The 26,668-nt window shown below is 42.1% G+C and carries 25 protein-coding genes, 8 tRNA genes, 1 pseudogene and 1 riboswitch; of the genes and pseudogenes, 29 read left to right on the top strand and 5 right to left on the bottom strand.

Annotated features, from left to right (window positions below):
• Positions 1 to 23 precede the first annotated feature (23 nt).
• The 4 genes from FGL90_RS02035 (at position 24) to FGL90_RS02020 (ending at position 3,193) form a co-directional block, all read left to right on the top strand.
• The gene (locus tag FGL90_RS02035; protein WP_010619556.1) at positions 24 to 803 is read left to right on the top strand and encodes a DUF1003 domain-containing protein; all 780 of its coding nucleotides are present in this window, start codon (positions 24 to 26) and stop codon (positions 801 to 803) included.
• Between the two features lie 55 nt (positions 804 to 858).
• Positions 859 to 1,449, top strand: a complete 591-nt coding sequence (locus FGL90_RS02030) for a GNAT family N-acetyltransferase (protein WP_147656640.1) — start codon at positions 859 to 861, stop codon at positions 1,447 to 1,449.
• Positions 1,450 to 1,577: 128 nt separating this feature from the next.
• On the top strand, positions 1,578 to 1,979 hold the full coding sequence (locus FGL90_RS02025; protein ID WP_010619558.1) for a hypothetical protein: 402 nt from the start codon (positions 1,578 to 1,580) through the stop codon (positions 1,977 to 1,979).
• 26 nt (positions 1,980 to 2,005) lie between these two features.
• Entirely contained in the window at positions 2,006 to 3,193 is a 1,188-nt protein-coding gene (locus FGL90_RS02020; RefSeq protein ID WP_010619559.1) for an MFS transporter, read from the top strand.
• 39 nt (positions 3,194 to 3,232) lie between these two features.
• On the opposite strand, the gene FGL90_RS02015 is transcribed toward FGL90_RS02020, so the two are convergent.
• Positions 3,233 to 3,559 (bottom strand): AzlD domain-containing protein, encoded by a 327-nt coding sequence (locus FGL90_RS02015; RefSeq protein ID WP_010619560.1) that lies wholly within the window; start codon positions 3,557 to 3,559, stop codon positions 3,233 to 3,235.
• The gene (locus FGL90_RS02010) at positions 3,556 to 4,254 is read right to left on the bottom strand and encodes an AzlC family ABC transporter permease (protein ID WP_010619561.1); all 699 of its coding nucleotides are present in this window, start codon (positions 4,252 to 4,254) and stop codon (positions 3,556 to 3,558) included. Before FGL90_RS02010 ends, FGL90_RS02015 begins: the two co-directional genes overlap by 4 nt.
• 210 nt (positions 4,255 to 4,464) lie before the next feature.
• On the opposite strand from FGL90_RS02010, the gene FGL90_RS02005 reads away from it, so the two are divergent.
• The 6 genes from FGL90_RS02005 (at position 4,465) to FGL90_RS01980 (ending at position 8,799) form a co-directional block, all read left to right on the top strand.
• The gene (locus tag FGL90_RS02005) at positions 4,465 to 4,731 is read left to right on the top strand and encodes a MerR family transcriptional regulator (protein ID WP_010619562.1); all 267 of its coding nucleotides are present in this window, start codon (positions 4,465 to 4,467) and stop codon (positions 4,729 to 4,731) included.
• A gap of 567 nt (positions 4,732 to 5,298) precedes the next feature.
• Positions 5,299 to 5,853, top strand: coding sequence for a GNAT family N-acetyltransferase (locus FGL90_RS02000; protein ID WP_010619563.1), 555 nt, complete (start codon positions 5,299 to 5,301; stop codon positions 5,851 to 5,853).
• A 96-nt stretch (positions 5,854 to 5,949) separates the two neighbouring features.
• Positions 5,950 to 6,840: a cation diffusion facilitator family transporter gene (locus FGL90_RS01995; protein ID WP_147656638.1), complete on the top strand. Its 891-nt coding sequence runs from the start codon at positions 5,950 to 5,952 to the stop codon at positions 6,838 to 6,840.
• A gap of 37 nt (positions 6,841 to 6,877) precedes the next feature.
• Positions 6,878 to 7,525 (top strand): metal-dependent transcriptional regulator, encoded by a 648-nt coding sequence (locus FGL90_RS01990; RefSeq protein ID WP_147657875.1) that lies wholly within the window; start codon positions 6,878 to 6,880, stop codon positions 7,523 to 7,525.
• Between the two features lie 22 nt (positions 7,526 to 7,547).
• Positions 7,548 to 8,306, top strand: coding sequence for a threonine/serine exporter family protein (locus tag FGL90_RS01985; RefSeq protein ID WP_147656636.1), 759 nt, complete (start codon positions 7,548 to 7,550; stop codon positions 8,304 to 8,306).
• 13 nt (positions 8,307 to 8,319) lie between these two features.
• On the top strand, positions 8,320 to 8,799 hold the full coding sequence (locus FGL90_RS01980; RefSeq protein WP_010619566.1) for a threonine/serine exporter family protein: 480 nt from the start codon (positions 8,320 to 8,322) through the stop codon (positions 8,797 to 8,799).
• 60 nt (positions 8,800 to 8,859) lie between these two features.
• Here FGL90_RS01980 and FGL90_RS01975 read toward each other — a convergent pair whose 3' ends face one another.
• Positions 8,860 to 9,243, bottom strand: a complete 384-nt coding sequence (locus FGL90_RS01975) for a DUF1634 domain-containing protein (protein WP_010619567.1) — start codon at positions 9,241 to 9,243, stop codon at positions 8,860 to 8,862.
• On the bottom strand, positions 9,240 to 10,088 hold the full coding sequence (locus FGL90_RS01970) for a sulfite exporter TauE/SafE family protein (RefSeq protein ID WP_010619568.1): 849 nt from the start codon (positions 10,086 to 10,088) through the stop codon (positions 9,240 to 9,242). The genes FGL90_RS01975 and FGL90_RS01970 overlap by 4 nt, the downstream gene beginning before the upstream one ends.
• A 151-nt stretch (positions 10,089 to 10,239) precedes the next feature.
• Here FGL90_RS01970 and FGL90_RS01965 point away from each other — a divergent pair, with 151 nt between their 5' ends.
• Positions 10,240 to 10,902, top strand: a complete 663-nt coding sequence (locus FGL90_RS01965) for a phosphatase PAP2 family protein (RefSeq protein ID WP_010619569.1) — start codon at positions 10,240 to 10,242, stop codon at positions 10,900 to 10,902.
• Between the two features lie 37 nt (positions 10,903 to 10,939).
• On the opposite strand, the gene FGL90_RS01960 is transcribed toward FGL90_RS01965, so the two are convergent.
• Positions 10,940 to 11,746, bottom strand: a complete 807-nt coding sequence (locus tag FGL90_RS01960) for an alpha/beta hydrolase (protein WP_010619570.1) — start codon at positions 11,744 to 11,746, stop codon at positions 10,940 to 10,942.
• A 73-nt stretch (positions 11,747 to 11,819) separates the two neighbouring features.
• On the opposite strand from FGL90_RS01960, the gene FGL90_RS01955 reads away from it, so the two are divergent.
• The 18 genes and pseudogenes from FGL90_RS01955 (at position 11,820) to FGL90_RS01870 (ending at position 26,655) form a co-directional block, all read left to right on the top strand.
• Positions 11,820 to 12,371, top strand: coding sequence for a GNAT family N-acetyltransferase (locus FGL90_RS01955; protein WP_010619571.1), 552 nt, complete (start codon positions 11,820 to 11,822; stop codon positions 12,369 to 12,371).
• A 44-nt stretch (positions 12,372 to 12,415) separates the two neighbouring features.
• Positions 12,416 to 12,597: riboswitch (Lysine riboswitch) on the top strand.
• A 117-nt stretch (positions 12,598 to 12,714) separates the two neighbouring features.
• Positions 12,715 to 14,202, top strand: coding sequence for an amino acid permease (locus FGL90_RS01950; protein ID WP_010619572.1), 1,488 nt, complete (start codon positions 12,715 to 12,717; stop codon positions 14,200 to 14,202).
• Between the two features lie 141 nt (positions 14,203 to 14,343).
• Positions 14,344 to 15,795, top strand: coding sequence for an amino acid permease (locus tag FGL90_RS01945; protein ID WP_010619573.1), 1,452 nt, complete (start codon positions 14,344 to 14,346; stop codon positions 15,793 to 15,795).
• A 134-nt stretch (positions 15,796 to 15,929) separates the two neighbouring features.
• The gene (locus FGL90_RS01940) at positions 15,930 to 16,982 is read left to right on the top strand and encodes a tagatose 1,6-diphosphate aldolase (RefSeq protein ID WP_010619574.1); all 1,053 of its coding nucleotides are present in this window, start codon (positions 15,930 to 15,932) and stop codon (positions 16,980 to 16,982) included.
• A 92-nt stretch (positions 16,983 to 17,074) separates the two neighbouring features.
• Positions 17,075 to 17,707 carry a deoxynucleoside kinase gene (locus FGL90_RS01935; RefSeq protein WP_010619575.1) on the top strand — a complete coding sequence of 211 codons (633 nt, stop codon included), beginning with the start codon at positions 17,075 to 17,077 and terminating at the stop codon, positions 17,705 to 17,707.
• 283 nt (positions 17,708 to 17,990) lie between these two features.
• Positions 17,991 to 19,268: a serine--tRNA ligase gene (serS, locus tag FGL90_RS01930; RefSeq protein ID WP_010619576.1), complete on the top strand. Its 1,278-nt coding sequence runs from the start codon at positions 17,991 to 17,993 to the stop codon at positions 19,266 to 19,268.
• A 316-nt stretch (positions 19,269 to 19,584) separates the two neighbouring features.
• A tRNA-Val gene (locus FGL90_RS01925) sits at positions 19,585 to 19,657 on the top strand.
• Between the two features lie 3 nt (positions 19,658 to 19,660).
• Positions 19,661 to 19,733 (top strand) — tRNA-Lys (locus FGL90_RS01920).
• Positions 19,734 to 19,753: 20 nt separating this feature from the next.
• A tRNA-Leu gene (locus FGL90_RS01915) sits at positions 19,754 to 19,837 on the top strand.
• Between the two features lie 35 nt (positions 19,838 to 19,872).
• Positions 19,873 to 19,946: transfer RNA gene (locus FGL90_RS01910), tRNA-Thr, on the top strand.
• Positions 19,947 to 19,952: 6 nt separating this feature from the next.
• A tRNA-Gly gene (locus FGL90_RS01905) sits at positions 19,953 to 20,024 on the top strand.
• A 13-nt stretch (positions 20,025 to 20,037) separates the two neighbouring features.
• Positions 20,038 to 20,123: transfer RNA gene (locus FGL90_RS01900), tRNA-Leu, on the top strand.
• Positions 20,124 to 20,152: 29 nt separating this feature from the next.
• Positions 20,153 to 20,226, top strand: a tRNA-Arg gene (locus tag FGL90_RS01895).
• A gap of 27 nt (positions 20,227 to 20,253) precedes the next feature.
• Positions 20,254 to 20,327 (top strand) — tRNA-Pro (locus FGL90_RS01890).
• A gap of 465 nt (positions 20,328 to 20,792) precedes the next feature.
• Positions 20,793 to 22,538: pseudogene (gene spxB, locus FGL90_RS01885) on the top strand (pyruvate oxidase).
• A 97-nt stretch (positions 22,539 to 22,635) separates the two neighbouring features.
• Positions 22,636 to 23,508, top strand: coding sequence for an FAD synthetase family protein (locus tag FGL90_RS01880; RefSeq protein WP_147656634.1), 873 nt, complete (start codon positions 22,636 to 22,638; stop codon positions 23,506 to 23,508).
• Positions 23,509 to 23,671: 163 nt separating this feature from the next.
• A complete protein-coding gene (locus FGL90_RS01875) occupies positions 23,672 to 24,139 on the top strand; it encodes a CtsR family transcriptional regulator (protein WP_010619579.1) in 468 nt (155 codons plus the stop codon).
• Between the two features lie 17 nt (positions 24,140 to 24,156).
• Complete coding sequence (locus FGL90_RS01870; protein WP_147656632.1) at positions 24,157 to 26,655, top strand: ATP-dependent Clp protease ATP-binding subunit; 2,499 nt, start codon at positions 24,157 to 24,159, stop codon at positions 26,653 to 26,655.
• The last annotated feature ends 13 nt before the right edge of the window (positions 26,656 to 26,668 follow it).

Here is a 26,668-nt window from a genome sequence, read left to right as displayed (position 1 = left end):
TTAAAGGATTTTGAGGTGAACAAATGGCTGAAAAGAAGCAACACGTTTCTTGCATTGTTGATAATCGAGAATATGAGGTCGAAGAGGGCGTCTACTTAAAAGAGCTTTCCACTGAATTACGGAATCGAATTAAGGCGGATCATCCAAAGGTAACACCGAATGATTTTATTTGTAGTCACCACTTATTGCGTTACAGGTTAGCCAGTGTCGATGCTTTGATTAATACCGATTTAAAGCAGAGTGGCAAAATTAATCGAAAACTGACTAAAGCGCTTCAAAGCGATGATTATGAAGTCACGGATGTGAATGATAAATTACTGCACAGTCTCACTTTTGGGCAAAAGATTGCCGATGATGTGGCTCGTTTTGGTGGTAGTTGGGGATTCATCATTATTTTCGTTTGCATCCTGGTTTTCTGGATGGTGTTCAATTCTCTGCAATTGTTTGGCATTCATTTTGATTCGTATCCGTTTATTCTACTGAATTTATTCTTGAGTTGTATTGCCGCAATTCAGGCGCCCATCATTATGATGAGTCAGAATCGGTCTGCGGATCGCGACCGGCTTGACGCAGAAAATGATTTTCACGTTAATTTAAAATCCGAACATGAATTAAGAATTTTGCATGCTAAGTTGGATCACCTATCTCAAAATCAAATGCCCCATTCGCTTGAAGTTTCAAAAGTTGAAATTGAAATTCTAAGTGAAATTCGGAGTGAATTGGTTGAGCTAAGATTGCGACAGGAATCATTGGAACAGTCGGTTAATGGACTAGAGCAAAAATCAAAAGGACAACCGCTTTGACTTTTAGGGGTTTGTTCAGTATCCTTGTATCTAAGTAACAAATAGGAGGATTTTTGTGTTAACCATTAGAACAGCCAAATCGGATGATGCGGGCCAGATAGCGCCCTTAATTAATCTGATTTTTGATGAAATGCAGCTTGAGGAATTAGAAGATATTCCTGAACCTGGATTAGAGAAGGTCATTACGATGGCTTATCGAACAAGAACTTATTTGTCCGATAAGGCAACCACCGTGGTGGCCGAGGCCAATGGCCAAGTTGTTGGGGTTGCCTTTGGGTACCCTGGCGAAAATGAGGAAGCGGTTGATCGGGTTCTAGAGAACTTATCCGCTAAGAGTAACGATTTTGATGAGCCAATGACGTTTGACTCAGAAACAAATGGCAACGAATGGTACTTAGATTCCATTGCTGTATCGCCAGATTATCAAGGGCATGGCGTTGGAAGCCAGCTTTTAAGAGCACTTCCAGAATATGCTAAGGCAGACGACGAGTCTGTCATCGGTTTGAATGTCGACTTTGAAAATCCAGACGCGATGAAACTTTATGGGCGTCATGGCTTTGAGGTTGTCGGCAAGCGGATGATTGGGGACCACGAGTATTATCACATGCAAAAGCAGGTTGATAATCGAGCCACCATTAAACTTTAATCTAAAAAGTCCTGAGTTTGGAAATTCCAAACTCGGGGCTTATTTCATTTGATTCCTAAAATAACTCATGACTAAACCGATGGCCACTGATAGAATAGAAACAATATCACTAAATGGAGGCACAAACGATGAAGGATAATCTTCAATTGGGTGACGATGAATTTAAGCAGATGCTGTTGATTCTGGCAAATCCCGTCACACAAAAGAATCACAAAGACTTTAAATTTTTAGACTACGAAATGAATGAAATTGCCGATGATATTTGGGCAATGCCCGCCTATATGGCCGATGATGATGACTTTAGTTTCTTCTTCATTATCACTAAAATTGATTCGGGCGAAACGGTTGTTGCGTTTGCTGAAGGCCAATTTGATGATCAAAAGTTTAATCTTGGAAACCCAGTAACAACGGGTCAGGGGCTCAACACACTTTATGAACAGCAGCCCGATCGCGCCAAACGAGTTCTGAAATTTTTGAATGATATTTCTAAGGCAAATGAGGGCGAGTGGCGAATGATTGAAGCGTCATAAGCTGTAAAGAAGAGGGGGGAGTTGTGATGAAGGTTCGTAATTTTAGTTGGCCACTATTTTTGTCGCCATTTATTTCGCGGATGGGCGACTCCCTCTACATTTTTGGGCTAAATTGGTTTGTCGTGAAGGCAACTGGAACCACATCTTTACTAGGAATGGTGCAAGCGTTCGGGGGAATTGTCCTCCTGCTTGGCGATTTTTTCTGTGGGGTATTGATTGATAATTATAATCGAAAGCGAATTTTGGTAGCATCGGAGTTCATTAGTTTAGCGGCCTGTTTTAGTTTTGCATTCATCGTGAATCCGAACAATCCAGCTCCTTGGCAATTATTGACGCTTACGGGTGTTCTTGATGTTGGTCTGGCATTTAGTTTGCCGGCTGCGAAAGCGATTGTGCCAGAAGTCATTCACTCAAAGGCCTTGCAGCGATTTAATGCATTATCAAACACAACCATTAATCTTGCGGATGTGGTTGCCCCACTGATTGGCGGATTATTGCTGACAATAAAGTGGATTAACTTTCGTGAGTTTTTGGCAATTAATGGAATTTCGTTTACGATATCATTTTTACTATTCGTCTTTATGCCCTATAAAATGCAAGAATCGACTCGTGAGCGGCTTAGCATTTTCGATAGTTTGGCGTCTGGATTCAAGTATGTGTTAAAAAGCCCGCTGCTAATTGAAAATGTGGCGTTAAGTGGCGTTGCAAACGTGATGTACGCTGCAGCCCGCTTAGTTTTGCCATACGACGTTAACCACTTTTATGGGGGTAAATCGGCACTGTATAGTATTTTGTTGAGTGCATTGGCAATCGGGGGCATTCTAGGTGGACTTAGACTGACATTTGAATCGGGACGGGGACAGCGAGAAAAGAATTATCGAGATTTGATCATTGCGAGTGGCATGCTAATGATTACTGGTATTTTCAAGTTCTATCCCGTACTGCTGGTCTTTGCCTTGGTCTATGGATTTTCAATGGCCTCATTTAATATTAGGGCGTTTACTGTGACACAGGACTTAACCGATAATCAGTATTTGGGAAGAATCTTTGGAATTTGGTTTATTGCGATTGATGGCTTGCAGCCAATTGGGTCCTTTGTCTTTGGTTGGGCAACGGATTACCTTCATAATTGGTCGTTCCTAGCAATCGGAATTTGTTTAGCAATTGGAATAGTTGCCGTTAATCACATGATTAAGGGAATGAAAAAAGCCTAGTGTCAGTCACGAAAAAGTGATTGATCCTAGGCCTTTTGCTTAGCCAAAATTAAAGTAACGAATCACAGCCATAGCAATGATGCCAACGACTACCACAATCAGAAGACTCTTTGAGATGATGGCAGCGATGACTGCTGGAATGGTTGCAAGGACATTTTGCCAGTCAAATAGAGGCAAGTGACCGGTTTTGGCGACCAATAGATTTTCAAACATGAGCGCCGTCATAATCGTAATTGGCATGAAGGATAAAAATTTGATAACTAAGGCTGGCAACTCAAATCGTTTCACCAGTAAGAAAGGAACGACTCTTGATAGAATTGTGACAATGCCACAAACCACAATCGTTAAAAATATGTAGAGATTCATTTATCAATCACCATCCCAAATGCACACCCCAAAATTGTTGAAAAGAGAACCGCAATATTAGCGGACATGACCGCCATCGAAAAGTAGAGGCAAATGACAACAAACAGCATGACGAGTAATTGGGTCCGGAAGCCCTTTGTTTTGTCAGTGATAAGCTGCAAGTAGACGAGGCCAATGAACATGGCAACCAAGGCAAAGTCGAGGCCAAACTTTTCGGGCGATGAAATGAGACTGCCAATCCAAGCGCCAACGATCGTTGCCAAAATCCAAATCAGATAGGCCAGCAGGTTTGCGGCATGCTGCCAACGCGCGGTCAGGTGCTGCTTGGTACGGTTTAGTTTATTCATTGCTAACGCAAAGGTTTCATCCGTTGTTAAAATTCCGATTCCGATATTATTTAGGATGGAATCTTTTCGGAAGTATTGGGCAAGGGTGGTCGCCATTAAGATCATGCGTGAATTGACTAGAAACGTGGAAATTGCAATTGCTGAAATCGGATCGTGGACCAGAATCATGTTTGCGATGATGAACTGAGCCGATCCCGCATAGACCCAAAAGGACATGAAGGCAATCATTAAGATGCTAAGGTGGCTAGTGTGACCAATGATGCCAAATGCAATTCCAACACCTATGTAGCCGAATAGGGTTGGCACGACGTCTTTAACGCCGGCTTTAAATGTAAGTTCAGAATTCACGTTTCCGCCTCCAATGCATGTTTAAAGTTTAGCGTATTTTCAATGGAATAAAAAGGACTTTTTCTCATTATTTTTTCATTTTAGTGGCCCGAGAATCGGGCAATCTAGGCATCTTTTTAGATGGTCAAAAAAGAAAGCCTAAAAAGGTTGCATTTCCATTATTAGGGTTGTATGATTACGACGATATAAATTTTGAAGGGAGGCATTACCATGGAAATGGCGTTAACAGATTTTGCGAAATCAACCGGCGTGAATCAGGATCGCATTCGTGAATACATTGCAGCTGGGTTATTACCAAGCCACCAAAACCAGGCAGCGTCAGACTGGCGTTTTACTGATTCCGATCAGTATTGGCTAGACATGGTTGAGTGTTTCCGTGATAACGGAACGTCTCTAGATGACCTTAAAGAACTGATGCCACTTTGCCAAGCGGCTAAGGTTGAAGCCGATTCAGCAAATACACCAAGTTTAATTTAATAGATAACAATCAAAATCACTCGAAACTTCGAGTGATTTCATTTTGCTTTTCTTAATTTAAGCGCTTCTTATTGTTGTTTGGTCGCCACCATGGTATTTTAGAGTTAGAGGAAGGCGTGAAGCCCGTGCGCACCAAAAATTTCTCAACGCCAATCGATCTTATGGCTGGATTGGTAGTGTCATGTTGTTACGTGTTGTTAAGAAGACTTTACCAACGTAAACGACTAATTGATAGCGCGTCGAAATTGCGCTTTGAGTACCTGCGACTAATCGCCGGTTAGTAATCGTGTCAGTGAAGCAACGTGTAAACGGAAAATCTAAGTAACCCTTTTATTTTCTGGTCGCACAGGGGTGCCTCCTCCAAAACCATCCGAGTTTAAGAAATTCTCGGATGGCTTTTTTTATCATTTTTATGGGTAAAAAGCGCGATTTACAAGCCCCTTTTATGAGAAAAATATCTCATGAAACTTTTATGAAAATTCGCGTTCAAAACTGTTGCAACTCCTCTTTTAAGTGTGTAGAATAACAAAATCTTAGTTATTGGATAAAACGAGGAGGGATTTACTAATGCAAATCAGAAGAGCAGAAATGAAGGATCTTCAAGCAATCGAAACAATCGTAATGGACGGCCGTGACCGATTAGCCGAACAGGGTGTCGATCAATGGCAAGGTGGTTATCCCAACACTGAAATAATTGTGGACGATATTGAAAAACGATACGTAATGGTTCTTGAGGATGATGGCGAGATTGTTGGATCTGCAGCAGTAATCCCTGGCCAAGATGCAAGTTATCAAACAATCGATGGCCAATGGCTCACTGAGACGGACACCATGAATAGCGTTGCTGTTCACCGTGTTGCTGTTTCAAGTAGCCACCACGGCAAAGGATTAGGCTATAAGTTACTCGATGGCATTTATGAAGAAGTTGCAAAAACAATGCCTGACATTAACAGCCTGCGCATCGACACACATCCAGATAATAAAGGGATGCAACACGTGATATTAAAATCAGGTTATGAGCAAACTGGCATGGTTAAGCTACTTAACATGGGTCTTGATAATGAATGGGACTACGCATACGAACGATTAGTAAAGGTTCCATCACACGTGACTGGCAGATAAAGACGTCTTTGGGAGATTGCAATTGAGCAATCTCTTTTTTAGTATTTTCATTTTCAACTGACAGTGCGATAATATAGACGAATAGGAGGAGTCAACATGCATGATGCTTTATCCGGCAAACGCTTTTTTGGCGTGACTGTCCTAAACGTTTGTATTACGGTCTTAGAAATTATTGGTGGCTTACTATCTGGTAGTCTCGCGCTGCTATCGGATGCCTTTCATAATTTGGGGGATTCATTATCCATTGTTATCAGTTACATTGCTCATAAAATCAGCAAAAAATCACAGGACTCACAAAATACATTTGGCTACCGACGAGCACAAATATTAGCCGCACTTTTGAATGCAGCCTTACTCGTTTTTATTTCGCTATTTTTGATAGCTGAAGCCGTTAAACGATTCTCGGAACCTGAGACAATCGACGGGACATTAATGCTAATTGTCGCGATTGTGGGAATAGTGGCAAATCTTATTTCAGTTATTCTATTAAGTCGGGGTTCCCATCACAATATGAACATCAAGGCGACCTACCTTCATATGATGAGTGATACCTTGTCTTCAGTTGGGGTTATTCTTGGCGCGGTGTTGATTAAGTTCTATGGAATTACCATTATTGACCCGATTGTGACAATTTTGGTGGCAATTTATATCATGTTTGAATGCTGGCCAATTATAAAGCAAGCTATCAATATTTTGATGGAAGGTGCGCCAAGTTTAGATTATGAGGCAATTCGCCGTGATTTAATTCAAATTGAAGGGGTCAATGATGTCCATCACGTTCATGCGTGGATGGTTGACGAAAATAGCGTGGTCTTTTCTGCCCACGTCAATATGGCCGATATGTGTTTAAGTGACGTTGAGCCAGTTTATCGAAAAATTGAAAAATTGTTAAAGTCCAAATATCAAATTGCACACGTAACCATCCAGGCCGAAGCAAGTCGCGGTGAGGGTGAAAAATTGATTTATGATCAAGGACGCGACATTTAACTAATAAAATTGAAAGGCGTTGACTCATTTGGCAAGTATGACTCCGATGAAGGAAGATTATTTGAAAATTATTTTCGAGCTTGGCGGAACAAAACGCGAAGTTTCAAACAAACAAGTTGCCATTAGTTTAAATATTGCGGCAGGGTCCGTAACTGAAATGGTTGGAAAAATGGCCGAGGAGAACTTAGTTGTTCATACACCATATTCTGGAATATCCCTCACCCAAAAGGGGACAGAATTAGCCGTTGTTCTAGTTCGTAAGCATCGTATCTGGGAAAGCTTTTTAGTTGATAAGCTGGGCTATGCGTTACCAGATGTTCATGATGAAGCCGAGGTTCTAGAACATGTGACAAGTACGAAGCTAGTCAACTCGTTGGATACGTTTCTCGGGCATCCACAACATTGTCCATACGGCGGTATTATTCCGGATGAAAATGGTCACTTTGACGACTATTCACACCAAGTGTTGAATGATGCTGAGGATGGTCAAACAGTTGTTGTGGACCGTTTTATTGATAATCATGACCTATTAACTTATTTGGGCGATATTAAGCTGGACCTTGGCGACAAACTACACGTAATTAAGCATGATCCGTTTGAAGGACCAGTGACGGTTGAAAATCTAACGGATAACAAGGAACTCAGCATTGGTTACAAGGCAGCTCACTACATTTTTGTAAAATAAATAAAAAAGGGGGGCTTCCTAAATGGAGAAAACACAGCACTCAAAAGAAGACTTGGTCGTTCAAGTAGCCTTACGCGCCGGTAGAATTATGATAGAAAACGGATCAGAAATTACCCGGGTCGAGGATACGATGACGAGAATTGCAAGAAATGCTGGTGTTCCAGAAGGCCAAATCTTTGTCATGATTACGGGAATTATGATGTCCGTTTCTGGCAAGCAGAATGCCCAAATTGAACCGGTAAGAAAACGAACGTTTGACCTCGAAAAAATTTCAGTCGTCAACGATTTGTCGCGTCAATTTGCTGGGCACACCATTTCTCTAACTGAATTTCAGCAAGCGCTGATTCAGTTGGAGCTTAATCCAAAGTATTTTCCCTTCTGGATTCAACTTTTAGGAGCCGCCTTAGTTAGTGGACCGCTGGAGTTGGTATTCCGACACTCGTTTGCAAACTTTCCGATTAGTTGTTTAATTGGTGCAGCGGGATGGACGATTTTTTACTGGCTCAACAAATGGGTTAAGGTCCGCTTCTTGAGTGAATTTGCTGCTGCAGCGGGGATTGGAATTCTAGCCATTTTAGCTGTTAGGTTAAATTTTGGGACTAATATTGATGATGTCATTATCGGAAGTATTATGCCCTTAGTTCCGGGAGTGCCGATTACGAATGCTGTACGAGATACGTTGGCCGGAAATCTCGTCAGTGGTCCCGCTCGTGGTGTGGAGGCGTTGATGAGTGCGGCGGCAATTGGATTTGGGATTGCGCTCGTTTTGCGGTTTATGTGATGGAGGCGTCGAGATGCACCTTTTTATAATTTTAGTCAGTACATACGTGGCAACGGTTGCTTTCAGTATTTTGATTAACATTCCCAGACAAGCGCTTAATTTAGCCGGAATTGTTGGGACATTAGGATTTTTGGTGTACTGGTTATACCTAAATTTTGTGGGCGGCTACGTCATTGCTAATCTGCTGGGGGCCGTTGTGATTGGGATTGCCAGCATGCAGGCGGCCCGCTTTAAGAAGATGCCAATGATTTTGTTTAATATTCCGAGCATTGTGCCGTTAGTGCCAGGGGGTCAAGCTTACCAAATGGTTAAAAATTTTGCCTTTGGTAACTCACAGTTGGGCATTAAGTTTATGTTTGAGGTCATTATGATTGCTGGTGCAATTGCCTTTGGATTTATTTTGGCGGAATCATTTAATAAGTTACGATTGCGGATTCCGACCCGAAACGCCAAACGCTGGTGGAAGGAAAATCGGAAGAACCCGAGATTGTGATGGTCACATTCTGATGATGTAAAAAAGGCTCACGACAATTTGTCGTGGGCCCTATTTGTATCAAAATCCTAAATAGCCGATGATAAAACTAATTAATAAAATAATGAGAACTAAAACTGTGATTACGACATAAAGGTGATCCTCTTCCTTGTAGAAGGCATAAATTGAAACGACCACCCGTAAGACCGGCGTCAAGATGAGACAAAAGAGTCCTAACATCATGATGGCGTATGGTTTAAAAGCGATGGCACCTTGTAAGATTGCCAAGAGCGTTTTCGGGTGCGTTCCAGCTGGGTAACCAGTGGTCTGGTTCATCAGGAAGAGGAGCAGGCCTAACGCTAGAATAATCGCAGAAGTAAAAACACCAATTTGCAGAATTCGACCAATCAGTCGTTCAACGGAAACCATTTCATCAGTTGATTGTGATTTGTTTTTAGAGGTCATCCAAAGCTCACCCCGAATCCCTTTAAGATCATTTGAAGGCCGACGTAGAAAATAACGGGAACAAATATCATGCGGATCACTCGTGCGGGTAAGACCTGCATAATTCGAGAACCAATAACTGCGCCTACGAGAATACCGAGGGCGAGCGGAACCGCAATTTGGGGAAGCATTGATCCGTTGAAAAAGTAAACGGTGGCACTTGCGGCGGCAGTGACGCCCATCATCAGGTTACTAGTTGCTGAGGAAGGCTTAAGGGGCATGTGCATGATGGTGTCCATTGCCATCACTTTGAAGGCCCCCGAGCCAATTCCGAGCAAACCACTGGCAAATCCGGCGCCAAACATCATTGAGAAGCCACCGGGAACGTTCGTCACTTCATAATCAACGTTCTTTAATTCTGATTTATCAAAGTACGAACCGTTTAGATCCAGTTTCTTTGCCCATTTGTCACTCTTCACGGTTGTGGTGAGTTCGCGACCTGCGCGCAGTTTTTTGATCATGTTCCAGCATGAAAATAGTAATAATAAGCCAAATAATACATATAGGTAACTTGGATTAAGAACACCCGTTAAAAGTGCTCCCAAAATGGCGCCAATCGTTGTCGCAATTTCCAAAAACATGGCAACTCGAAGATTTAAGACCTCGTCTCGCAAGTAAGCAACGGTTGACCCCGAGCTAGTGGCGATAACGGAAATGATGCTTGCCCCGATGGCGTACTTAATATCGAGTCCCATTGCTAGGGTTAAAATGGGGGTGATAATAATCCCGCCACCCAAGCCTAATATAGCACCGGCTACACCGGCAAATAAACCGACAGCTATTAATAGAAGTGTCGTTGAAATCATGGTGATGTTCCTCCTCTAGTGTTTGATTTTAAGAGTACCACATTTAATCTATGACTATGAACTTTCAATTAAAATCCTTTCAGATTTCTAAATTAGGGTTAAATCATATGGTATACTCACGTTATTAACGACATAGGAAGGTTTTAAGAATATGATTGTGAAAGATTGGACCCGAACACTTCGGTTTCTTATTAGTGCAGTATTATTTGGATTTTTAATGGCGATTGTCGCTAACCAGGCTGGTTTATTGGAATTCATTGACGGAATTTCTGCCCAAATGGTTCAGAATAACGATTCGGTGATGAAATCGGCAATCTTCACGGGATTTTCAGCAATTGCGAGTCCCAAGATGGATATCATTTGGACGGTGATTTTGGCAATCCTTTTATGGGGATTTAAGTACAAGATTCCTGCCATTTGGGCGCTTTGCACCCTGGCTGGTGGTGATGTCATTGCCCAGTTAGTCAAAGAGATTGTGAAACGTCCTCGTCCATATGGGCACTTGGCAGCGGATGATGGCTTTAGTTTTCCAAGTGGTCACGTATTTGGATTCTTCATTCTGGTGACCCTCGTTTGGATTTTAGTGGTGCCGCTGATGAAGAATCGCCTCAACAGAATTTATATTCGTGCAATTATGATTTTATTATTGTTTTTAGTGGCAGTTTCTCGGGTTTACCTGAGCGCGCACTTTCCATCTGATGTTATTGGGGCAATGCTCCTAGCCTACGCTTGGGTTCAAGTAGCAGAATGGCTCTACGTTTGGCTGGCACCAATTTTAGTTAAGTGGCGTTTTCTTTCAAATTCGAAGGGGTAAAAAAAAGGATGTGGGTGCACATCCTTTTTTGCTGCAGTTATTTAGATAAAATATCAGCCAACCATTCTGTTGCTAAAGTTAGCCAGTGGGCAACGTGCGGGTTATCCGCAGATTGTTTCCAAGAGGTCTGTTGGTTGGCGAGTGCTAAGCCGTGTGGACCGTCATGAAAAAGGTGAAGCTCACAATCAATGCCGTGCTGGACGAGGGCATTGACGTAGGCGAGACTATTTTTTACTGGAACGACTGGATCGTTAACGGTTGCCCAAACAAAACTGGGAGCGTTGTGACTGTTAACGAAGTTTTGTGCAGCGTACGTTTCAGGGGTATCCGTCCATTCACGAATTGTTTCCTCATCAGTGGGAAAGCCAAGCTTAGGATCAATCACGGGATAACTAATGATGGCCGCATTAATTTGCAATTGCGCCTCAGTTAATTTTGTTAATTTCTGGAGCCACGTGGTAGACCAATAGTCATTATAAAGTGCCGCTAAGTGACCACCAACTGAGAAGCCGGCAATGACGATTCGATTTGGATCAATGTGCCACTTGACGGCGTTTTCTCGAATTAAGGCAATCGATTGAGCTAGTTCGACCAGAGGTGATGGGAATAGGGGATGCACCTCGTTCACAAAACTATATCGTAAATAGAAACTTTGATAGCCCTTCGCAAGGAAGGCTTGGCTGAGCGTTTCTGATTGAGCTTCAGGTATGTGAGTATAGGAACCACCGGGTATAATGACCATAGCAGGGTATTTGAAATGATTGCTTTCAACATCTGAGTCCCGAATGTACCCCTTTATGTAGGCGGCAGACTGATTTGATAACTTTTCTTGAATAATTTGCACGAACTCACCTCATTCATTTATTATAGGAATATTGTAACGCACCTTTGGAATTGCCGAGAGGAGTGATAAAAATTTGCCAGTAACTATAAAGACGGATCGGTTAGTCATCCGTCCGTTGAATCCGACTGATAAGAAGGCGCTCTGGAAACTTGTCAAGAATCCCAAAGTGGCAGAGTCAGCGGGCTTTATTCCTGCGACCTCCGCGTTGGAGCTTGATGATGTGCTTTCTGAAATGATCCGGACAAACGTCCTCACGGTTGTTTCAAAAGTAACCGGAGAACTAATCGGCTGCGTTGGTTTGTATGAGCGAATGAAGGCGTCTGGTGAACCAGACGTCACTAGCCGTGAAGTTGGCTATATGTTGGCTGAAAGTCAATGGGGTCAGGGATACATGACGGAGGCGGTGGAAGCAGTTTGCGCGTATGCTTTTAAATCGTTAAAGCTTGAATCACTTTATGCCAGTTGCTTTAAGGGCAACGACGGCTCAATTCGTGTCTTGGAGAAAAATCACTTTGTTTATCAAGATGCGTATCGTCATTCGCCAATTGATCTCTTTCAGCCGGGAAAGATCGAGTTTTTTTATCAATTAACGATTGAGCGATGGAAACAAGTCAATCATTTTTGAAAAAAAGTTGCAAATTGATGAAAATTGCTTATACTAAGTTTATATCGAATAGAAGAGGTGCAATACTTCATCAGTAACTCATGCGAGATAGTTAAGTATCTGAGAGCTTGAGTGAAAGGGAAGATTGCCGAAATGGATCAGTCTTAAATGCTGACTCTGTTGGGTCCTAGTTTAATAGCCTAGGGACTGTCGTAACCAAATAGGGTTACGGAGCGCTTTCTACGATTTTCGACTCGGAATGAATGAATTTGACCGGTCCTTTCGCAGACGCTTTGTGTTTGCAAAGGGCTTTTTATTTGTCTAAGTCATTGGGAAAGCCTCTTCAAATGAGGAGGAGTTTTACATGGAACAAGCACCACAAGAAAACGAAGTGTCAACTGATCAAGGCGTTAAGCGGGGATTAAAAACCCGTCACGTCTCAATGATTGCCTTGGGTGGCTGTATTGGAACCGGATTATTTGTTGCCAGTGGCTCGGCTATTTCTTCTGCAGGACCAGGCGGGGCACTCGTGGCTTACATTGCGATGGGACTCATGGTTTACTTTTTAATGACTAGTTTGGGTGAAATGGCAACAAACATGCCAATCTCTGGCTCATTTGCTGCATATTCAGCCAAATACGTTGATCCAGCGCTAGGTTTTGCAATGGGCTGGAACTACTGGTTTAATTGGGCCATTACGGTTGCCGTTGATATTAGTACAGCAGCCTTGGTGATGAAATTTTGGTTGCCTAGTCTTCCTGGCTGGATTTGGAGCGCAATTGCGTTAGTCATTATTTTCTTAATTAATGCACTTTCAGTTAAGACGTATGGTGAGACTGAATTTTGGATGTCATTAATCAAAGTTGTAACAATCATTATTTTCTTGGCAGTTGGGCTATTAACCATCTTTGGTATCATGGGTGGTCACGCAACTGGACTTGAAAATTGGACGACACACAAGGCGCCATTTGTTGGTGGTTTTCCAGCAATTCTGAGTGTCTTCGTTGTTGCTGGGTTCTCATTCCAAGGAACTGAATTAGTCGGTATTACCGCTGGTGAATCAGAGGATCCAACTAAGAGTGTTCCTAAAGCAATCAACCAAGTATTCTGGCGGATTATCTTATTCTATATTTTAGCAATTGCCGTCATCGCAACGATTATTCCATATACAAGTCATGATTTATTAGGTTCTTCAGCAACCGATGTCGCAATTAGTCCCTTTACATTGGTCTTCCAGCGTGCCGGATTAGCTGCTGCTGCAAGTATCATGAACGCGGTCATTTTAACGTCAGTTCTTTCGTCAGCAAATTCAGGGATGTATGCGTCAACTCGGATGCTTTATTCTCTTGCCCACGAAGGCTATGCACCAAAAGCATTTGGTCGCACAACCCACAATGGAATTCCAATGCTGGCATTGTGTGCAACAACGGTTATCGCTGCTTTAACCTTTATCAGTAGTATTGCTGGACCACAAATTTATCTTTGGTTGGTGGCTGCTTCTGGATTAACTGGTTTTATTGCCTGGATTGGGATTGCCATTTCACATTTCCGATTCCGTCGGGCCTTTATTAAGCAAGGACATGACCTTTCAGAACTCAAGTATCATGCAAAGTGGTTCCCAATTGGACCATTGCTGGCATTAATTCTCTGTATTGGGGTTATCATTGGTCAGGACCCTGGTTCATTTGCCAACTTTAACTGGGAACAGATTGGGGTTACGTACATTAGCGTGCCACTTGTCCTAATTCTTTACATTGTTTACAAAATTAAGAAGCATACAAAGTTGATTCCTTTGGATAAGGTGGACGTTTCACCAACTGTTAAGGAACATAAAATGAATCCAAATGATTAATCTATCAGAAAAGCTCTTCAGCAAAAAATGCTGAGGAGCTTTTTAATGTCGGCAGTCTTGTAAGCGCTACTATTTCAGGTTACAATCTAAGCGGAAAGACTAATAAAGACCCTTATTGGGGTCAAAAGGTGTGTGAAAGTCATGGCAGATGACCAGGAAAGTCATCAGGTAAAACGCGAGCTTAAAACCCGTCACGTTTCAATGATTGCACTTGGCGGTAGTATTGGGACTGGCCTTTTTGTGGCTAGTGGGTCTGCAATATCAACTGCGGGACCAGGAGGCGCACTTGTCGCGTACATTGCGATGGGGATTATGGTTTTCTTTCTAATGACCAGCTTAGGTGAAATGGCAACCTATATGCCAGTTTCTGGGTCGTTTGCGGCGTATTCGACTAAGTACATTGATCCAGCGATGGGATTTGCGATGGGTTGGAACTATTGGTTCAACTGGGCAATTACCTTGGCGGTAGATACGTCTACGGCCGCACTGGTAATGAAGTTTTGGCTACCAGATGTTCCGGGCTGGATTTGGAGCATCATCGTTTTAATCATTATTTTTCTGTTAAATGCGTTAACCGTCAAAGCGTTTGGAGAGTCAGAATTTTGGATGGCAATGATCAAAGTGGTTACCGTCATCATTTTTCTGATCATTGGATTTGCAACAATCTTAGGAATCATGAGTGGTCACGCAACGGGGCTAGAAAATTTAACCTATAAGAAGGCTCCGTTTGTCGGTGGTGTTCCCGCTATCTTGAGTGTGTTTGTCGTCGCTGGATTTTCATTTCAGGGAACTGAATTGGTGGGGATTACAGCTGGCGAGTCGGAAGATCCTGAGAAAAGTATTCCAAAGGCAATTAACCAGGTATTCTGGCGAATTGTTCTCTTTTACATTCTCTCAATCTTTGTGATTGCTTGCATCATTCCGTACACGAGTCCTGATTTGTTAGGTTCGTCGGCATCGGACGTTGCAATTAGTCCGTTTACGTTAGTCTTTAGACGAGCAGGTTTGGCAACGGCAGCCAGCGTCATGAATGCGGTTATTTTGACGTCCGTCATTTCTGCAGCAAACTCGGGAATGTACGCTTCCACCAGAATGTTGTATTCGTTGTCAGTTCAAGGATACGCGCCGTCAAGTTTTATGAAAACAACACGAAATGGCGTTCCACTCCGAGCACAAATTGTGACAACCATTGTTGGGGCGCTTACCTTTATCGCAAGTATCGCAGGCCCACAGATCTATATTTGGCTAGTATCGGCTTCAGGATTAACTGGCTTCATTGCGTGGTTAGGCATTGCGTTGTCCCACTATCGGTTCAGAAGAGCATTCGTTAAGCAGGGCCATCAGCTTAGCGAACTGAAGTATCACGCAAAGTGGTTCCCATTTGGCCCGATATTTGCGTTAATTCTTTGCGTGTTAATTATTGTTGGCCAGGACCTAAGCGCGTTTAAAAATTTTGATTGGCAACAAATATTAGTGACCTATTTGAGCGTTCCATTGTTTATTGGTCTATATAGCTATTACAAGATTAAACATCATACGAAATTAATTTCATTAGAAAAAATAAACCTCTCTCATATCTTTGAAAGAGACTGATATATAAGGAACTGTCGCACACCTTTATTTTAGATGAGGTGTGCTATTTTTGCTATTTCTATTTAATATTCTTGCTTTTTTAAAGGACTATATCCATAATGGTATACATATTAATAACCTACAGGAGTGAGACTATGACAATGAAGCGAATTTCCAAAGGTAAATTTGAACGCATGAATCGATTAAGTACGGAAAATGGCATTATTAATGCACTGGCACTTGATCAACGAGGCTCAATCGTTAAAATGATCAAATCTGGTACGGAGCGAAACGGCAAACGATTTAATATGGATTTGGTTTATGACTTTAAAAAATTAGTTGCGCAAGAATTAAGTACTGAAGCGTCAGCAATGTTGATTGACGAAGAGATGGGTTTTAAAGCAATCGAAGCTAAGGATTCAAACACCGGCCTTATCATGTCGTACGAGCAAACTGGGTATGACGTTGATACACCTGGCAGGTTGCCCCGATTTATTGAAAATCAATCTGCTCAAATGATGGTTCGGAAGGGTGCGGATGCATTAAAAGTGCTTTTGTACTTTAATCCTAACGATCCGGCAGAAATTCAAGCCACCAAGAAAGCGTTTGTCGAGCGGTATGGAACCGAAGCTGCGGCTGCGGACATTCCAACCTTTTTGGAAATTATTACCTATGACGATAAGATTGGTGGCAGCAAGTCTCGCGAATTTGCAAAAGCAAAGCCAGAGCTTGTTTTACGTTCCATCTCTGAATTCACAAAGCCACAGTATCACGTCGACGTTTTGAAGCTGGAAGTGCCGTTCAATCCAGATTATGTTGCTGGTTTAACGGATGCTAACGTTGACCCGGTCTATGAAGAAAAGGACGCAAAGGACTACCTCCATCAAATGAAGGGACTCGTCACTCGGCCATACATTTTCTTAAGTGCCGGTGTGCCAACGCCCGTTTTCCAAAAGGAATTACAACTTGCGTCAGAAGCTGATTCAGGATTTTCAGGAGTGCTCAGTGGGCGAGCAACCTGGATTGAAGGAATTGATGTTTACTTAAATGAGGGCGCTGACGGACTGACAAAGTGGTTGGATTCCAAAGGGAAGCAGAATATTCACGATTTAGCTTCCATTCTTAGTGAAGGTGCAAAGCCTTGGTACAGCGTCTATGGTGGCTTAGAAAATATTGATGTATTTGATGCTAAAACGGTAATCGATTAAAAATGTTTGGGGGATTTGCCACGATATATTGCATTTTGCCACTCGGATGGTACAATATATTGTGTTGAATTTAATCTAAAGGAGAGACCCCCATGCTTGTATTATCTGGAACGATCGGGGCTGGTAAAACCAGTCTTACTAATTTATTAGCGACACATTTACACAAACCTGCATTTTATGAATCCGTAGATGACAATGAAATTTTGCCATTATTTTACAAGGATCCGAAAAAATACGCCTTTTTGCTACAAATTTACTTTTTAAATAAGCGATTGGATAGCATTAAGAAAGCCGCTTCTGATGACCGCAGCATCTTAGATCGTTCTATTTTTGAGGATTCACTCCTGTTCCATTTGAATGCAGACTTAGGTCGGGCAACTAACACTGAAGTATCAATCTATGATTCACTCCTAAGCAACATGATGGAGGAATTACCGGAAGATACCCATAAGAAAAATCCTGATTTATTGATTCACATCAACATCTCGTTTGATACCATGTTGAAGAGAATTAAAAAGCGCGGACGTTCTTATGAGCAAGTTGACCAAGATCCCAGCTTATTCGAATATTATAAAGAATTAGATGAACGCTATAGTGACTGGTACGAAAACTACGATAAGTCAGATAAAATTCAAATTGATGGCGATAAGTATGATTTCGTGGAAAATCCAGGCGCACGTGGGCAAGTGCTTCAGCTAATCGATCAAAAAATTGCAACTCTGTAATTATTTGAGAAAAATTATTAAATAGCGTATGATACAGGTAATTATTAAACGCGATGTACCTAAGTAGAGTGTTAAGAGAGATAGTGGCCGGTGTGAACTATTAGACTCGAATTCCAGTACGTTAATGCGGGCAGGTAATGCTGCACGGTGAAAGCCGTTATTTTCATGAGTGTATAGGTAAGCTTTATCTATGAACTTGGGTGGTACCGCGAAGACCTTCGTCCCAATATCTGGGAGAAGGTCTTTTTTGATACCTAAAAATAAATGAAAAGAGGAAATAAGGATGTTAGATTTAAAAATGATTCGTCAAGAAACGGACTTTGTAAAAGAAAAGTTGGCTACTCGTGGGATTAAGGCAGAGGAAATTGATGAGCTCTTAGCTTTGGACCAGCAGCGTCGGGACCTTATCGTCAAGAGTGAGGGCATGAAGGCGACCAGAAATCAGGTTTCTGATGAAATTTCACAACTTAAACGCAACAAGGAAAGTGCAAACGACAAGATTGCTGAGATGCAAAAAGTCAGCAAAGATATTAAAGCGCTGGATGAAGAACTTGTTGAATTGGAAGTGAAGGTTCAAGACAAGACGTCGCGCTTACCAAATATTCCAAACGACAACGTTCCGATTGGATTGACTGAAGAGGGTAGTGTTGAACTTCGTAAATGGGGCGATATTCGTCACTTTGATTTCAAACCAAAATCTCACTGGGAGATTGGTGAAGATCTGGGAATCCTGGATTTTGAACGGGGTGCTAAGGTTTCTGGTAGTCGATTCCTGTACTACGTTGGCCAAGGAGCAAGACTTGAACGAGCACTCTACAACTTCTTCCTTGATCAAAATCAGGAGGCAGGCTTTAAAGAAGTTTTGCCGCCTTATATGGTAAATGCCGCCTCAATGTACGGAACTGGCCAATTTCCAAAATTTACCGAGGACGTTTATAAGCTTGAGGATGAGGATGAAATTTTAATTCCAACGGCTGAGGTTCCTTTGGTGAACTACTATCGCGATGAAGTGATACCAGCAGAAAAATTACCCGTGCGGTTTACAGCTTTGAGCCCAGCGTTTCGTTCAGAGGCTGGTAGTGCCGGCAAGGACACTCGAGGCCTTATTCGGTTACATCAATTTAACAAGGTCGAAATGGTTCAGTTTACGAAGCCAGAAGATTCATGGGAAGCACTTGAGATGATGACAAATCATGCTGAAGAACTTCTCAAATTATTGGGAATTCCGTATCACGTTATCACACTGACAACGAGCGACATGAGCTTCACCGCCGCAATGACTCATGACTTGGAGGTTTGGTTACCATTCCAAGATCGTTATCGTGAGATTTCAAGCTGTTCAAATACGACCGATTTTCAGGCTCGTCGTGCCCATATTCAATATCGAGATGAAAATGGTAAGCTACAATACGTAAATGCCTTAAACGGCTCAGGATTGGCAGTAGGAAGAGCAGTTGCTGCTATCTTGGAGAATTACCAGAATGAAGATGGAACTGTTACGATTCCTGAAGTACTCCGTCCATACATGGGTGGCGCAGAAATTATTACTAAGGAAGACTAAGTTATAAAATTGAATTTTGTGAGGCCCCGTTTGATTCAACAAACGGGGCCTTTTTTAGTGGGCGGAATGCTGTTAAGAAAGGCGTTTATGAATAAAAGTAACGTTTCAGTAAATCAATTTAAAAAAAGACTAGCGTTTTAAATTCAAAAAGTGTAATATATTTATTGCTGGAAGAAATGGTTTTCATTTATTGACTGAATATCTATTCAAAAAAGATTGAAAGTTTGTTGACAAGCTTTTTCCTAGATGATAAACTAGGATAGTTGTTTCGGAGATGTCGATCGTAATGTTCACCATTTTTGAGGCGTATGTACATGGAGGATTAGCTCAGTTGGGAGAGCGTCTGCCTTACAAGCAGAGGGTCACAGGTTCGAGCCCTGTATCCTCCACTTGAGCCGTTAGCTCAGTTGGTAGAGCATCTGACTTTTAATCAGAGGGTCGACAGTTCGAGACTGTCACGGCTCATTCCCAGTTTATAACACCATGCGGGTGTGGCGGAACTGGCAGACGCGCTAGATTTAGGTTCTAGTGTCTTTAATGACGTGGGGGTTCGAGTCCCTTCACCCGCACTTATACCTTATAGTTTATAATTAGGTATGCATATGCCGACTTAGCTCAGTTGGTTAGAGCGCTTCACTAGTAATGAAGAGGTCGGGCGTTCGAATCGTCTAGTCGGCATCATATGCGGAAGTAGTTCAGTGGTAGAACATCACCTTGCCATGGTGGGGGTCGCGGGTTCGAATCCCGTCTTCCGCTTTATACCAACCCTGCCGGGGTGGCGGAATTGGCAGACGCACAGGACTTAAAATCCTGCGGTCAGTGATGACCGTACCGGTTCGATCCCGGTCCTCGGCATTTTTACAATTTAATATTTTTATTATTATGCACCCATAGCGCAACTGGATAGAGTGTCTGACTACGAATCAGAAGGTTGTAGGTTCGACTCCTACTGGGTGCATTTTTTGTTGTATTCAGATAGCAAAAGCGGGAAGTAGCTCAGCTTGGTAGAGCACCACGTTCGGGGCGTGGGGGTCGCAGGTTCAAATCCTGTTTTCCCGATAATGATAAAAAGTTAGAAAGCACTGGTCTTTTAGGCCGGTGCTTTTTGATTGTCCAGAAATGAACAGGTAAAACAAATTGAAAACGCTTTATTAACGGTATTTTGAATCTAAAACCGATTTTTGTGAAAAAATAATCACAAAGGGAAACCTAAAGTTACACTAGCCAACCAATTTGCTTACAATTTGGTGTGAAGTGGTGAAACCCTTATATATCATGCCTTATTAGCCTACTTATTTGGTCAAATAGTGATTTGACTTTGAAATATTGAGAACTATACTAAGATTTGTAATTGAGTTTGTGAAAGTTAAACCGCTTTCAAAACGGTTGCTCTTTACAATTCGACGAACTAATTAACAATGTTTGAAACGATCCACAACAAACCCCACCTTCAGTATTTTTAAAACAAATTATGAAAGCGATTTAATTGTCCACGTTTTAAATAATTGCAAGGAGGAAATTTTCATGGCAGATAAAATTAGTGGCTCAGATGCAGTCCTCAAAGTCATTTAAGACTGGGGCGTTAATCACATTTACGGGTTACCAGGTGGCTCATTTGATTCAACAATGAACGCTATCCATAATCAAAAAGATCATTTCAATTATATCCAGGTACGTCACGAAGAGGCTGGTGCTATTGCAGCTTCTGCAGATTATAAGTACACAGGCAAAATTGGTGTCTGCTTCGGTTCAGCTGGCCCTGGTGCCGTTCATTTGATGAATGGTTTATACGATGCAAAGATTGACCGTATTCCATTATTGGCAATCGTTGCTCAAGTTCCTACATCTCGCATGAACATGGATTTCTTCCAAGCTACTGATGAAGAGCCAATGTTTGATGATGTTTCTGTTTGGAACAGAACCGCTATGACTGCAGAAAGTCTTCCACAAATGGCTGACGAAGCAATTCGTCAAGCATATGAGAAGAAGGGTGTCGCTGTTTTGACCATTCCTAAGGACTTAGGCTGGGCAGAAATTGATGATACTTACGTTTCAAATGCTAAGTCACAAGTTACGCCTCTTTATCCAGACCCAACTCCAGAAAGTGTTTCTGAAGCAACTAAGTTAATCAAAGATGCAAAATCACCAATGATTTACTTTGGTTTAGGTGCCAAAGATTCAGAAGAAGAATTAAAGGCTGTTTCAGAAAAATTCCACATGCCTCTTGTTTCTTCAGTACTCGCAAAGGGTATCTTGGATGAAGATTATCCAGCATACTTAGGCTCAACCGGACGTGTTGCTCCTAAGCCAGGTTCAGAAGCTGGATTCAGTACTGACTTAATTCTTTGGGTTGGTAACGATTCTCCATTTAGTATCTTCCTATTTAATAAGAAAGCTAAAGTTATCCAAATTGATATTGAAAGCGAAAAATTGGGCAAACGTCGCTCAGCTGATGTTGCTATGTTGACTGACTCAAAGAAGGCCTTGAAGGCAATTCTTGATGCCGGTGAAGACAAGCCAGCTTCAGACTTCTACAATGCATCTATTGCTAACAAGAAGAACTGGACTGAATGGCAAGACAGCTTCAAAGACAGCGATGAGAGTCCTGTTCGTCCAGAACCAATCTTTGACGTTATTAACAAGACTGCTAGCGATAAGGCCGTATTCAGTGTTGATGTCGGTAACGTTAACATCAACTTCGAACGTCTAATTGATATGCACAGTGACCAAAAGTGGAGTACTTCAGGTAAGTACGCAACTATGGGCTGGGGTGTTCCAGCATCTATTGCTGCCAAAGTTAACTATCCAGACCGCGATGTTTACAGTCTAAGTGGTGATGGTGGTTTCGCAATGCTTACTGAAGAAATCTTAACTCAGGTTAAGTACAATTTGCACATCGTAAACGTTGTCTTCAGTAACTCAACTTTAGGTTACATTGAAGCAGAACAACGTGATGATACTCACCAACCACAATCAGGTACTGAAATTGCCGATACTGACTGGGCAAAGGTTGCTGAAGGTTTAGGTGCCGTTAGCTTTACTGCTCGCAACAAAGCTGAGTTCCAGCAGGCTATCGATGAAGCTGCTAAGACTGACAAGCCAGTTGTTATTGACGTCAAATTAACACACAAGATGCCATTTACTACTGAGCACATGTTTATCGACCCATCATGGCAAGATAAGAAACAAGTCGATGAGTTTGTTAAAACATATGACGCACAAGCTTTGAAGCCATTAAGCTACTTCTTGAAGCAAGCTGCAGCTAAATAACAATCGATTAAAATGATGATTGTACCCGGGAAAGTTGAATTTTCGTTTTGGAAATTCAGCTTTTCTATTACATAAAATTAATTTGGGAGGGATAAAGATGCAAGTTGACTACTTGAGTGATGATGAAGCCTTAAAAGGTCAAACTAAACCAGAGACTGTTCTCGTACTTGGCTTTTTTGACGGCGTCCATCGTGGCCATCAACATGTTATTCAAACGGCACGCAAATTGGCCAATAAATACCACTTACCGTTATCCGTGATGACGTTTGATCAGCATCCTTCCCAAATTTTTAAAACAGCATCTTCCGAAAACTTTAGGTATCTGAATACGGTCGACCAAAAAGTTACGCAAATGGAAAAGAACAAAGTTGATTGCTTATATATTACGAGGTTCACGAAAAAATTTGCAAGCCTATCACCTCAACAATTTGTCGATCAATACATTGTGCAGTTAAACGCCAAACTGGTCGTGGTTGGATTTGATTACACGTTTGGGGCGGGTGCTAGTGCAACGGGCGATGACTTAAAAGGCTATTCTCATCAGCAGTTTGATGTGAAAGTGGTGCATAAATTGACGCATACGGATGTGAAAGTGAGCTCAACTCGAATTAGAGCGTTGATCAAGGCCGGTAAAGTTGAACTGGCGAACACCTTGTTGGGATATAAATATGAAACGAATGGTCGGCTAATCAAGGCTACTGATGGTCAATATGGCATCGAATTAACGAACTCATTGCAGCAAATTCCGACTGCTGGTAGGTTTGAGTGTCAGATGCTGTACGGCAAACGACCATTGTCGGTGTTCGTGGAAATTAGCGCTAAGGACGGCCTCCTAATCATTAGGAATCAAAAAATGGTAGACGCCATCAACGTGAAGCAAAATCAATTAGTGAGTCTTAAATGGTTGAAATTAATTTCTGAAAGTTCAGCGATGACTCGCCGTCAGCATTTGTTTGAAATATCAAATTAAGACGATTATATATAGAAGAAAGGCAAACTTTTTTGGGTTCACTCAAGAAATGGTTTGTCTTTTTAATTGTCGGTTAAATTTCAGTCCTATTTCTTTGCATTTTTGGAAAACATTCGTATAATAATAGTCAACATTAGTCAAACAAAAGTTGGGAGGGAATAACGTGCAGGGTCAGAATATTTCCGATATTATCGAAAAGTATCTGAAGCAAATTTTGGCGGATTCCGAGCAAGTTGAGATTAGTCGTTCCGAAATTGCTAATCTATTCAATGTTGTTCCATCTCAGATTAACTATGTTATGAAGACTCGTTTTACGATTCAAAATGGGTACATCGTTGAAAGTAAACGAGGCGGTGGCGGTTACATCCGTATCGAAAAAGTGAATTTGCTGGATGATGTAGGTGTAATCGATTCCTTAATTGGGACGATTGGGGAATCCATTTCTCAGAGAGATGGGCTCGCAATTGTGCAAAATTTGTACAATAATGAAGTTGTAAACAGGCGAGAGGCCAATTTAATTTTAGCAGCTATTGATAAGCAAACTTTGGCAGCGGACGATCGCATGCAGGAAAATAGTTTTAGAGCGCGAATTTTGATTGGAATTTTGAATCATTTACGTTACGAGAGCTAAGGAAGAGAGGATTTTATATGGATAATTTATTTACTCCCAGCGCTAAAAGCGTTTTGGTATTGGCTCAAGAACAAGCAAAGTACTTTAAGCATCAAGCAGTTGGGACAGAACACCTCTTACTTGCCCTGACAATTGAAAAAAATGGGATTGCAAATCGGGTCCTAGATCAGTTTTCCATTACCGAAGATGATGTGAGAGAAGAGATTGAACGGTTTACTGGCTATGGAACAATGACCAGCGTCAGCAAGGAATCTTACTTACCATATTCACCAAAGGCCAAGGATATTCTTGCTCTTGCTGGAGAAGAAGCTAAACGATTGGGAGCAACAAAAATTGGAACAGAACACCTTTTGCTGGCCCTCTTAAGCGATGAAACAATTTTGTCGTCTCGAATTTTAATGAATTTAAACTTAGATTTGACTCAGACTCGTCGGGTCATTTTACGTAAATTGGGTGTTAGCGAAACACAAGCAAAACGAAAGAGCAATCAGCGTCAGCGCAAGCAACAGGGTGGAACACCAACCTTGGACTCTTTGGCACGTGATTTAACCCAAATGGCCAAAGAGGATCGAATGGATCCAACGGTTGGCCGTGCTAAGGAAGTTAAGCGGGTCATCCAGATTCTAAGTCGCCGAACCAAGAACAACCCCGTTTTAATTGGGGAACCTGGTGTTGGTAAAACAGCGATTGCTGAAGGACTTGCGCAAAAGATTATTGCGGGCGACGTTCCGGAAGACATGCAGCAAAAACGATTAATGATGCTTGATATGGGATCATTGGTTGCTGGAACTAAGTATCGTGGTGAGTTTGAGGATCGCCTCAAGAAGGTCATTGATGAAATTTACAACGATGGCCAAGTCATTCTATTTATTGATGAATTACACACGTTAATTGGTGCTGGTGGAGCTGAAGGCGCAATTGATGCCTCGAACATTCTGAAGCCTGCGTTAGCGCGAGGCGAACTTCAAACCATTGGTGCAACAACACTTGATGAATATCAAAAGTACATTGAGTCTGATGCTGCCTTGGAGCGTCGTTTTGCGACGGTTCAGGTAGATGAGCCAACGGAAGATGAAACGGTTGAAATTTTGCATGGGCTAAGACCAAGATACGAGGATCATCATCACGTCAACATTTCTGACGATGCTTTGGATCAAGCTGTTAAGCTCTCTAGTCGCTATATTAGTGACCGATTCCTGCCTGATAAAGCAATCGATTTAATGGACGAAGCAGCTGCAAAGGTCCGTATTGACCATATGGGACAACCAAGCAAGCTGTCTAAACAGGAAGATGAATTAAGCGATTTGCACGATAAGCGCGAGGCTGCTATCTTAGATCAAGCTTTTGAAAAGGCTGCTGAAATTCGTGATCAAGAAGTGAAACTCGAAGCTAAGATTCAAAAGAAGCAAGAACGAGCAGCGAAACAAAATGATGAAGGTCAAAACTACTCACTGACTGTCAGTGCTGAGGATGTGGCCGAAGTAGTTGCTGAATGGACAGGAGTTCCAATTACGCAACTTCAGAAGAGCGAAAGCGACAGACTCATTAATTTGGAATCAGTTCTCCACAAACGAGTGATTGGACAAGAAGAGGCTGTTTCGGCGGTTTCTCGTGCCATTCGACGTGCGCGAAGTGGTCTGAAGGATCCGAATCGTCCAATTGGGTCATTTATGTTCCTTGGCCCCACTGGTGTCGGAAAAACGGAACTTGCCAAAGCCTTGGCTGAAGCAATGTTTGGTTCAGAAGACAACATGATTCGAGTTGATATGAGTGAATATATGGAAAAGTATTCAACTAGTCGATTGATTGGCTCAGCGCCAGGATACGTTGGGTATGATGAGGGTGGACAATTAACGGAAAAAGTTCGCCAGAAGCCATACTCAGTTGTGCTATTTGATGAAGTTGAAAAGGCTCATCCTGATGTCTTCAACATTTTGCTCCAAGTTCTTGATGATGGATTCCTAACTGATTCAAAGGGTCGCCGTGTTGATTTCCGGAACACAATTCTAATCATGACGTCTAATCTCGGTGCAACGTTGCTACGAGACGAAAAGACAGTTGGATTTGGTGCTGAGGATAAGGCTGGCGATTATAAGGCAATGGCTGATACCATTAAGCAGCAATTGAAACAGTCATTCCGTCCCGAGTTCTTAAACCGAATTGATGAAACAGTTATTTTCCATTCATTGAACAAAAAAGAACTTCACCAGATTGTGAAGTTGATGACCAAGAACATTATTAACCGCATCACGAATCAAGGAATTGCAGTTAAGATTACGCCCGCTGCAATTGATGTCATTGCGGGGGCTGGGTTTGACCCAGAGTACGGTGCCCGTCCAATTCGACGTGCATTACAAACGAAGCTGGAAGATAAGCTTAGTGAGGAATTGTTAAGTGGCCGATTGAAGGCGACTGATCAAGTCACAATCGGAGCTAGACAGGGCGACATTACCATTACGGTAAAGGAACCAAAGGCTAAAACCGATAAAGGGAATCAACCAGTGACAAGCAAATAATAGGAGGGCTGAG

The sequence above is a fragment of the Secundilactobacillus malefermentans genome (genome assembly GCF_008033155.1).
GTDB lineage: Bacteria > Bacillota > Bacilli > Lactobacillales > Lactobacillaceae > Secundilactobacillus > Secundilactobacillus malefermentans.
Note: the sequence above shows the minus strand (reverse complement) of the source record. Positions and strands in the feature narration are given on the sequence as shown.

Coding starts and splice junctions, on each gene's coding strand:
- FGL90_RS01870 (WP_147656632.1), top strand. CDS start 24,157: ATGGATAATTTATTTACTCCCAGCGCTAAAAGCGTTTTGGTATTGGCT.
- FGL90_RS01990 (WP_147657875.1), top strand. CDS start 6,878: ATGACTCCGATGAAGGAAGATTATTTGAAAATTATTTTCGAGCTTGGC.
- FGL90_RS01950 (WP_010619572.1), top strand. CDS start 12,715: ATGGAACAAGCACCACAAGAAAACGAAGTGTCAACTGATCAAGGCGTT.
- FGL90_RS02025 (WP_010619558.1), top strand. CDS start 1,578: ATGAAGGATAATCTTCAATTGGGTGACGATGAATTTAAGCAGATGCTG.
- FGL90_RS01985 (WP_147656636.1), top strand. CDS start 7,548: ATGGAGAAAACACAGCACTCAAAAGAAGACTTGGTCGTTCAAGTAGCC.
- FGL90_RS01965 (WP_010619569.1), top strand. CDS start 10,240: ATGATTGTGAAAGATTGGACCCGAACACTTCGGTTTCTTATTAGTGCA.
- FGL90_RS02000 (WP_010619563.1), top strand. CDS start 5,299: ATGCAAATCAGAAGAGCAGAAATGAAGGATCTTCAAGCAATCGAAACA.
- FGL90_RS01995 (WP_147656638.1), top strand. CDS start 5,950: ATGCATGATGCTTTATCCGGCAAACGCTTTTTTGGCGTGACTGTCCTA.
- FGL90_RS01945 (WP_010619573.1), top strand. CDS start 14,344: ATGGCAGATGACCAGGAAAGTCATCAGGTAAAACGCGAGCTTAAAACC.
- FGL90_RS02005 (WP_010619562.1), top strand. CDS start 4,465: ATGGAAATGGCGTTAACAGATTTTGCGAAATCAACCGGCGTGAATCAG.
- FGL90_RS01970 (WP_010619568.1), bottom strand. CDS start 10,088: ATGATTTCAACGACACTTCTATTAATAGCTGTCGGTTTATTTGCCGGT.
- FGL90_RS01935 (WP_010619575.1), top strand. CDS start 17,075: ATGCTTGTATTATCTGGAACGATCGGGGCTGGTAAAACCAGTCTTACT.
- FGL90_RS01940 (WP_010619574.1), top strand. CDS start 15,930: ATGACAATGAAGCGAATTTCCAAAGGTAAATTTGAACGCATGAATCGA.
- serS (WP_010619576.1), top strand. CDS start 17,991: ATGTTAGATTTAAAAATGATTCGTCAAGAAACGGACTTTGTAAAAGAA.
- FGL90_RS01980 (WP_010619566.1), top strand. CDS start 8,320: ATGCACCTTTTTATAATTTTAGTCAGTACATACGTGGCAACGGTTGCT.
- FGL90_RS02035 (WP_010619556.1), top strand. CDS start 24: ATGGCTGAAAAGAAGCAACACGTTTCTTGCATTGTTGATAATCGAGAA.
- FGL90_RS01975 (WP_010619567.1), bottom strand. CDS start 9,243: ATGACCTCTAAAAACAAATCACAATCAACTGATGAAATGGTTTCCGTT.
- FGL90_RS02020 (WP_010619559.1), top strand. CDS start 2,006: ATGAAGGTTCGTAATTTTAGTTGGCCACTATTTTTGTCGCCATTTATT.
- FGL90_RS01880 (WP_147656634.1), top strand. CDS start 22,636: ATGCAAGTTGACTACTTGAGTGATGATGAAGCCTTAAAAGGTCAAACT.
- FGL90_RS02015 (WP_010619560.1), bottom strand. CDS start 3,559: ATGAATCTCTACATATTTTTAACGATTGTGGTTTGTGGCATTGTCACA.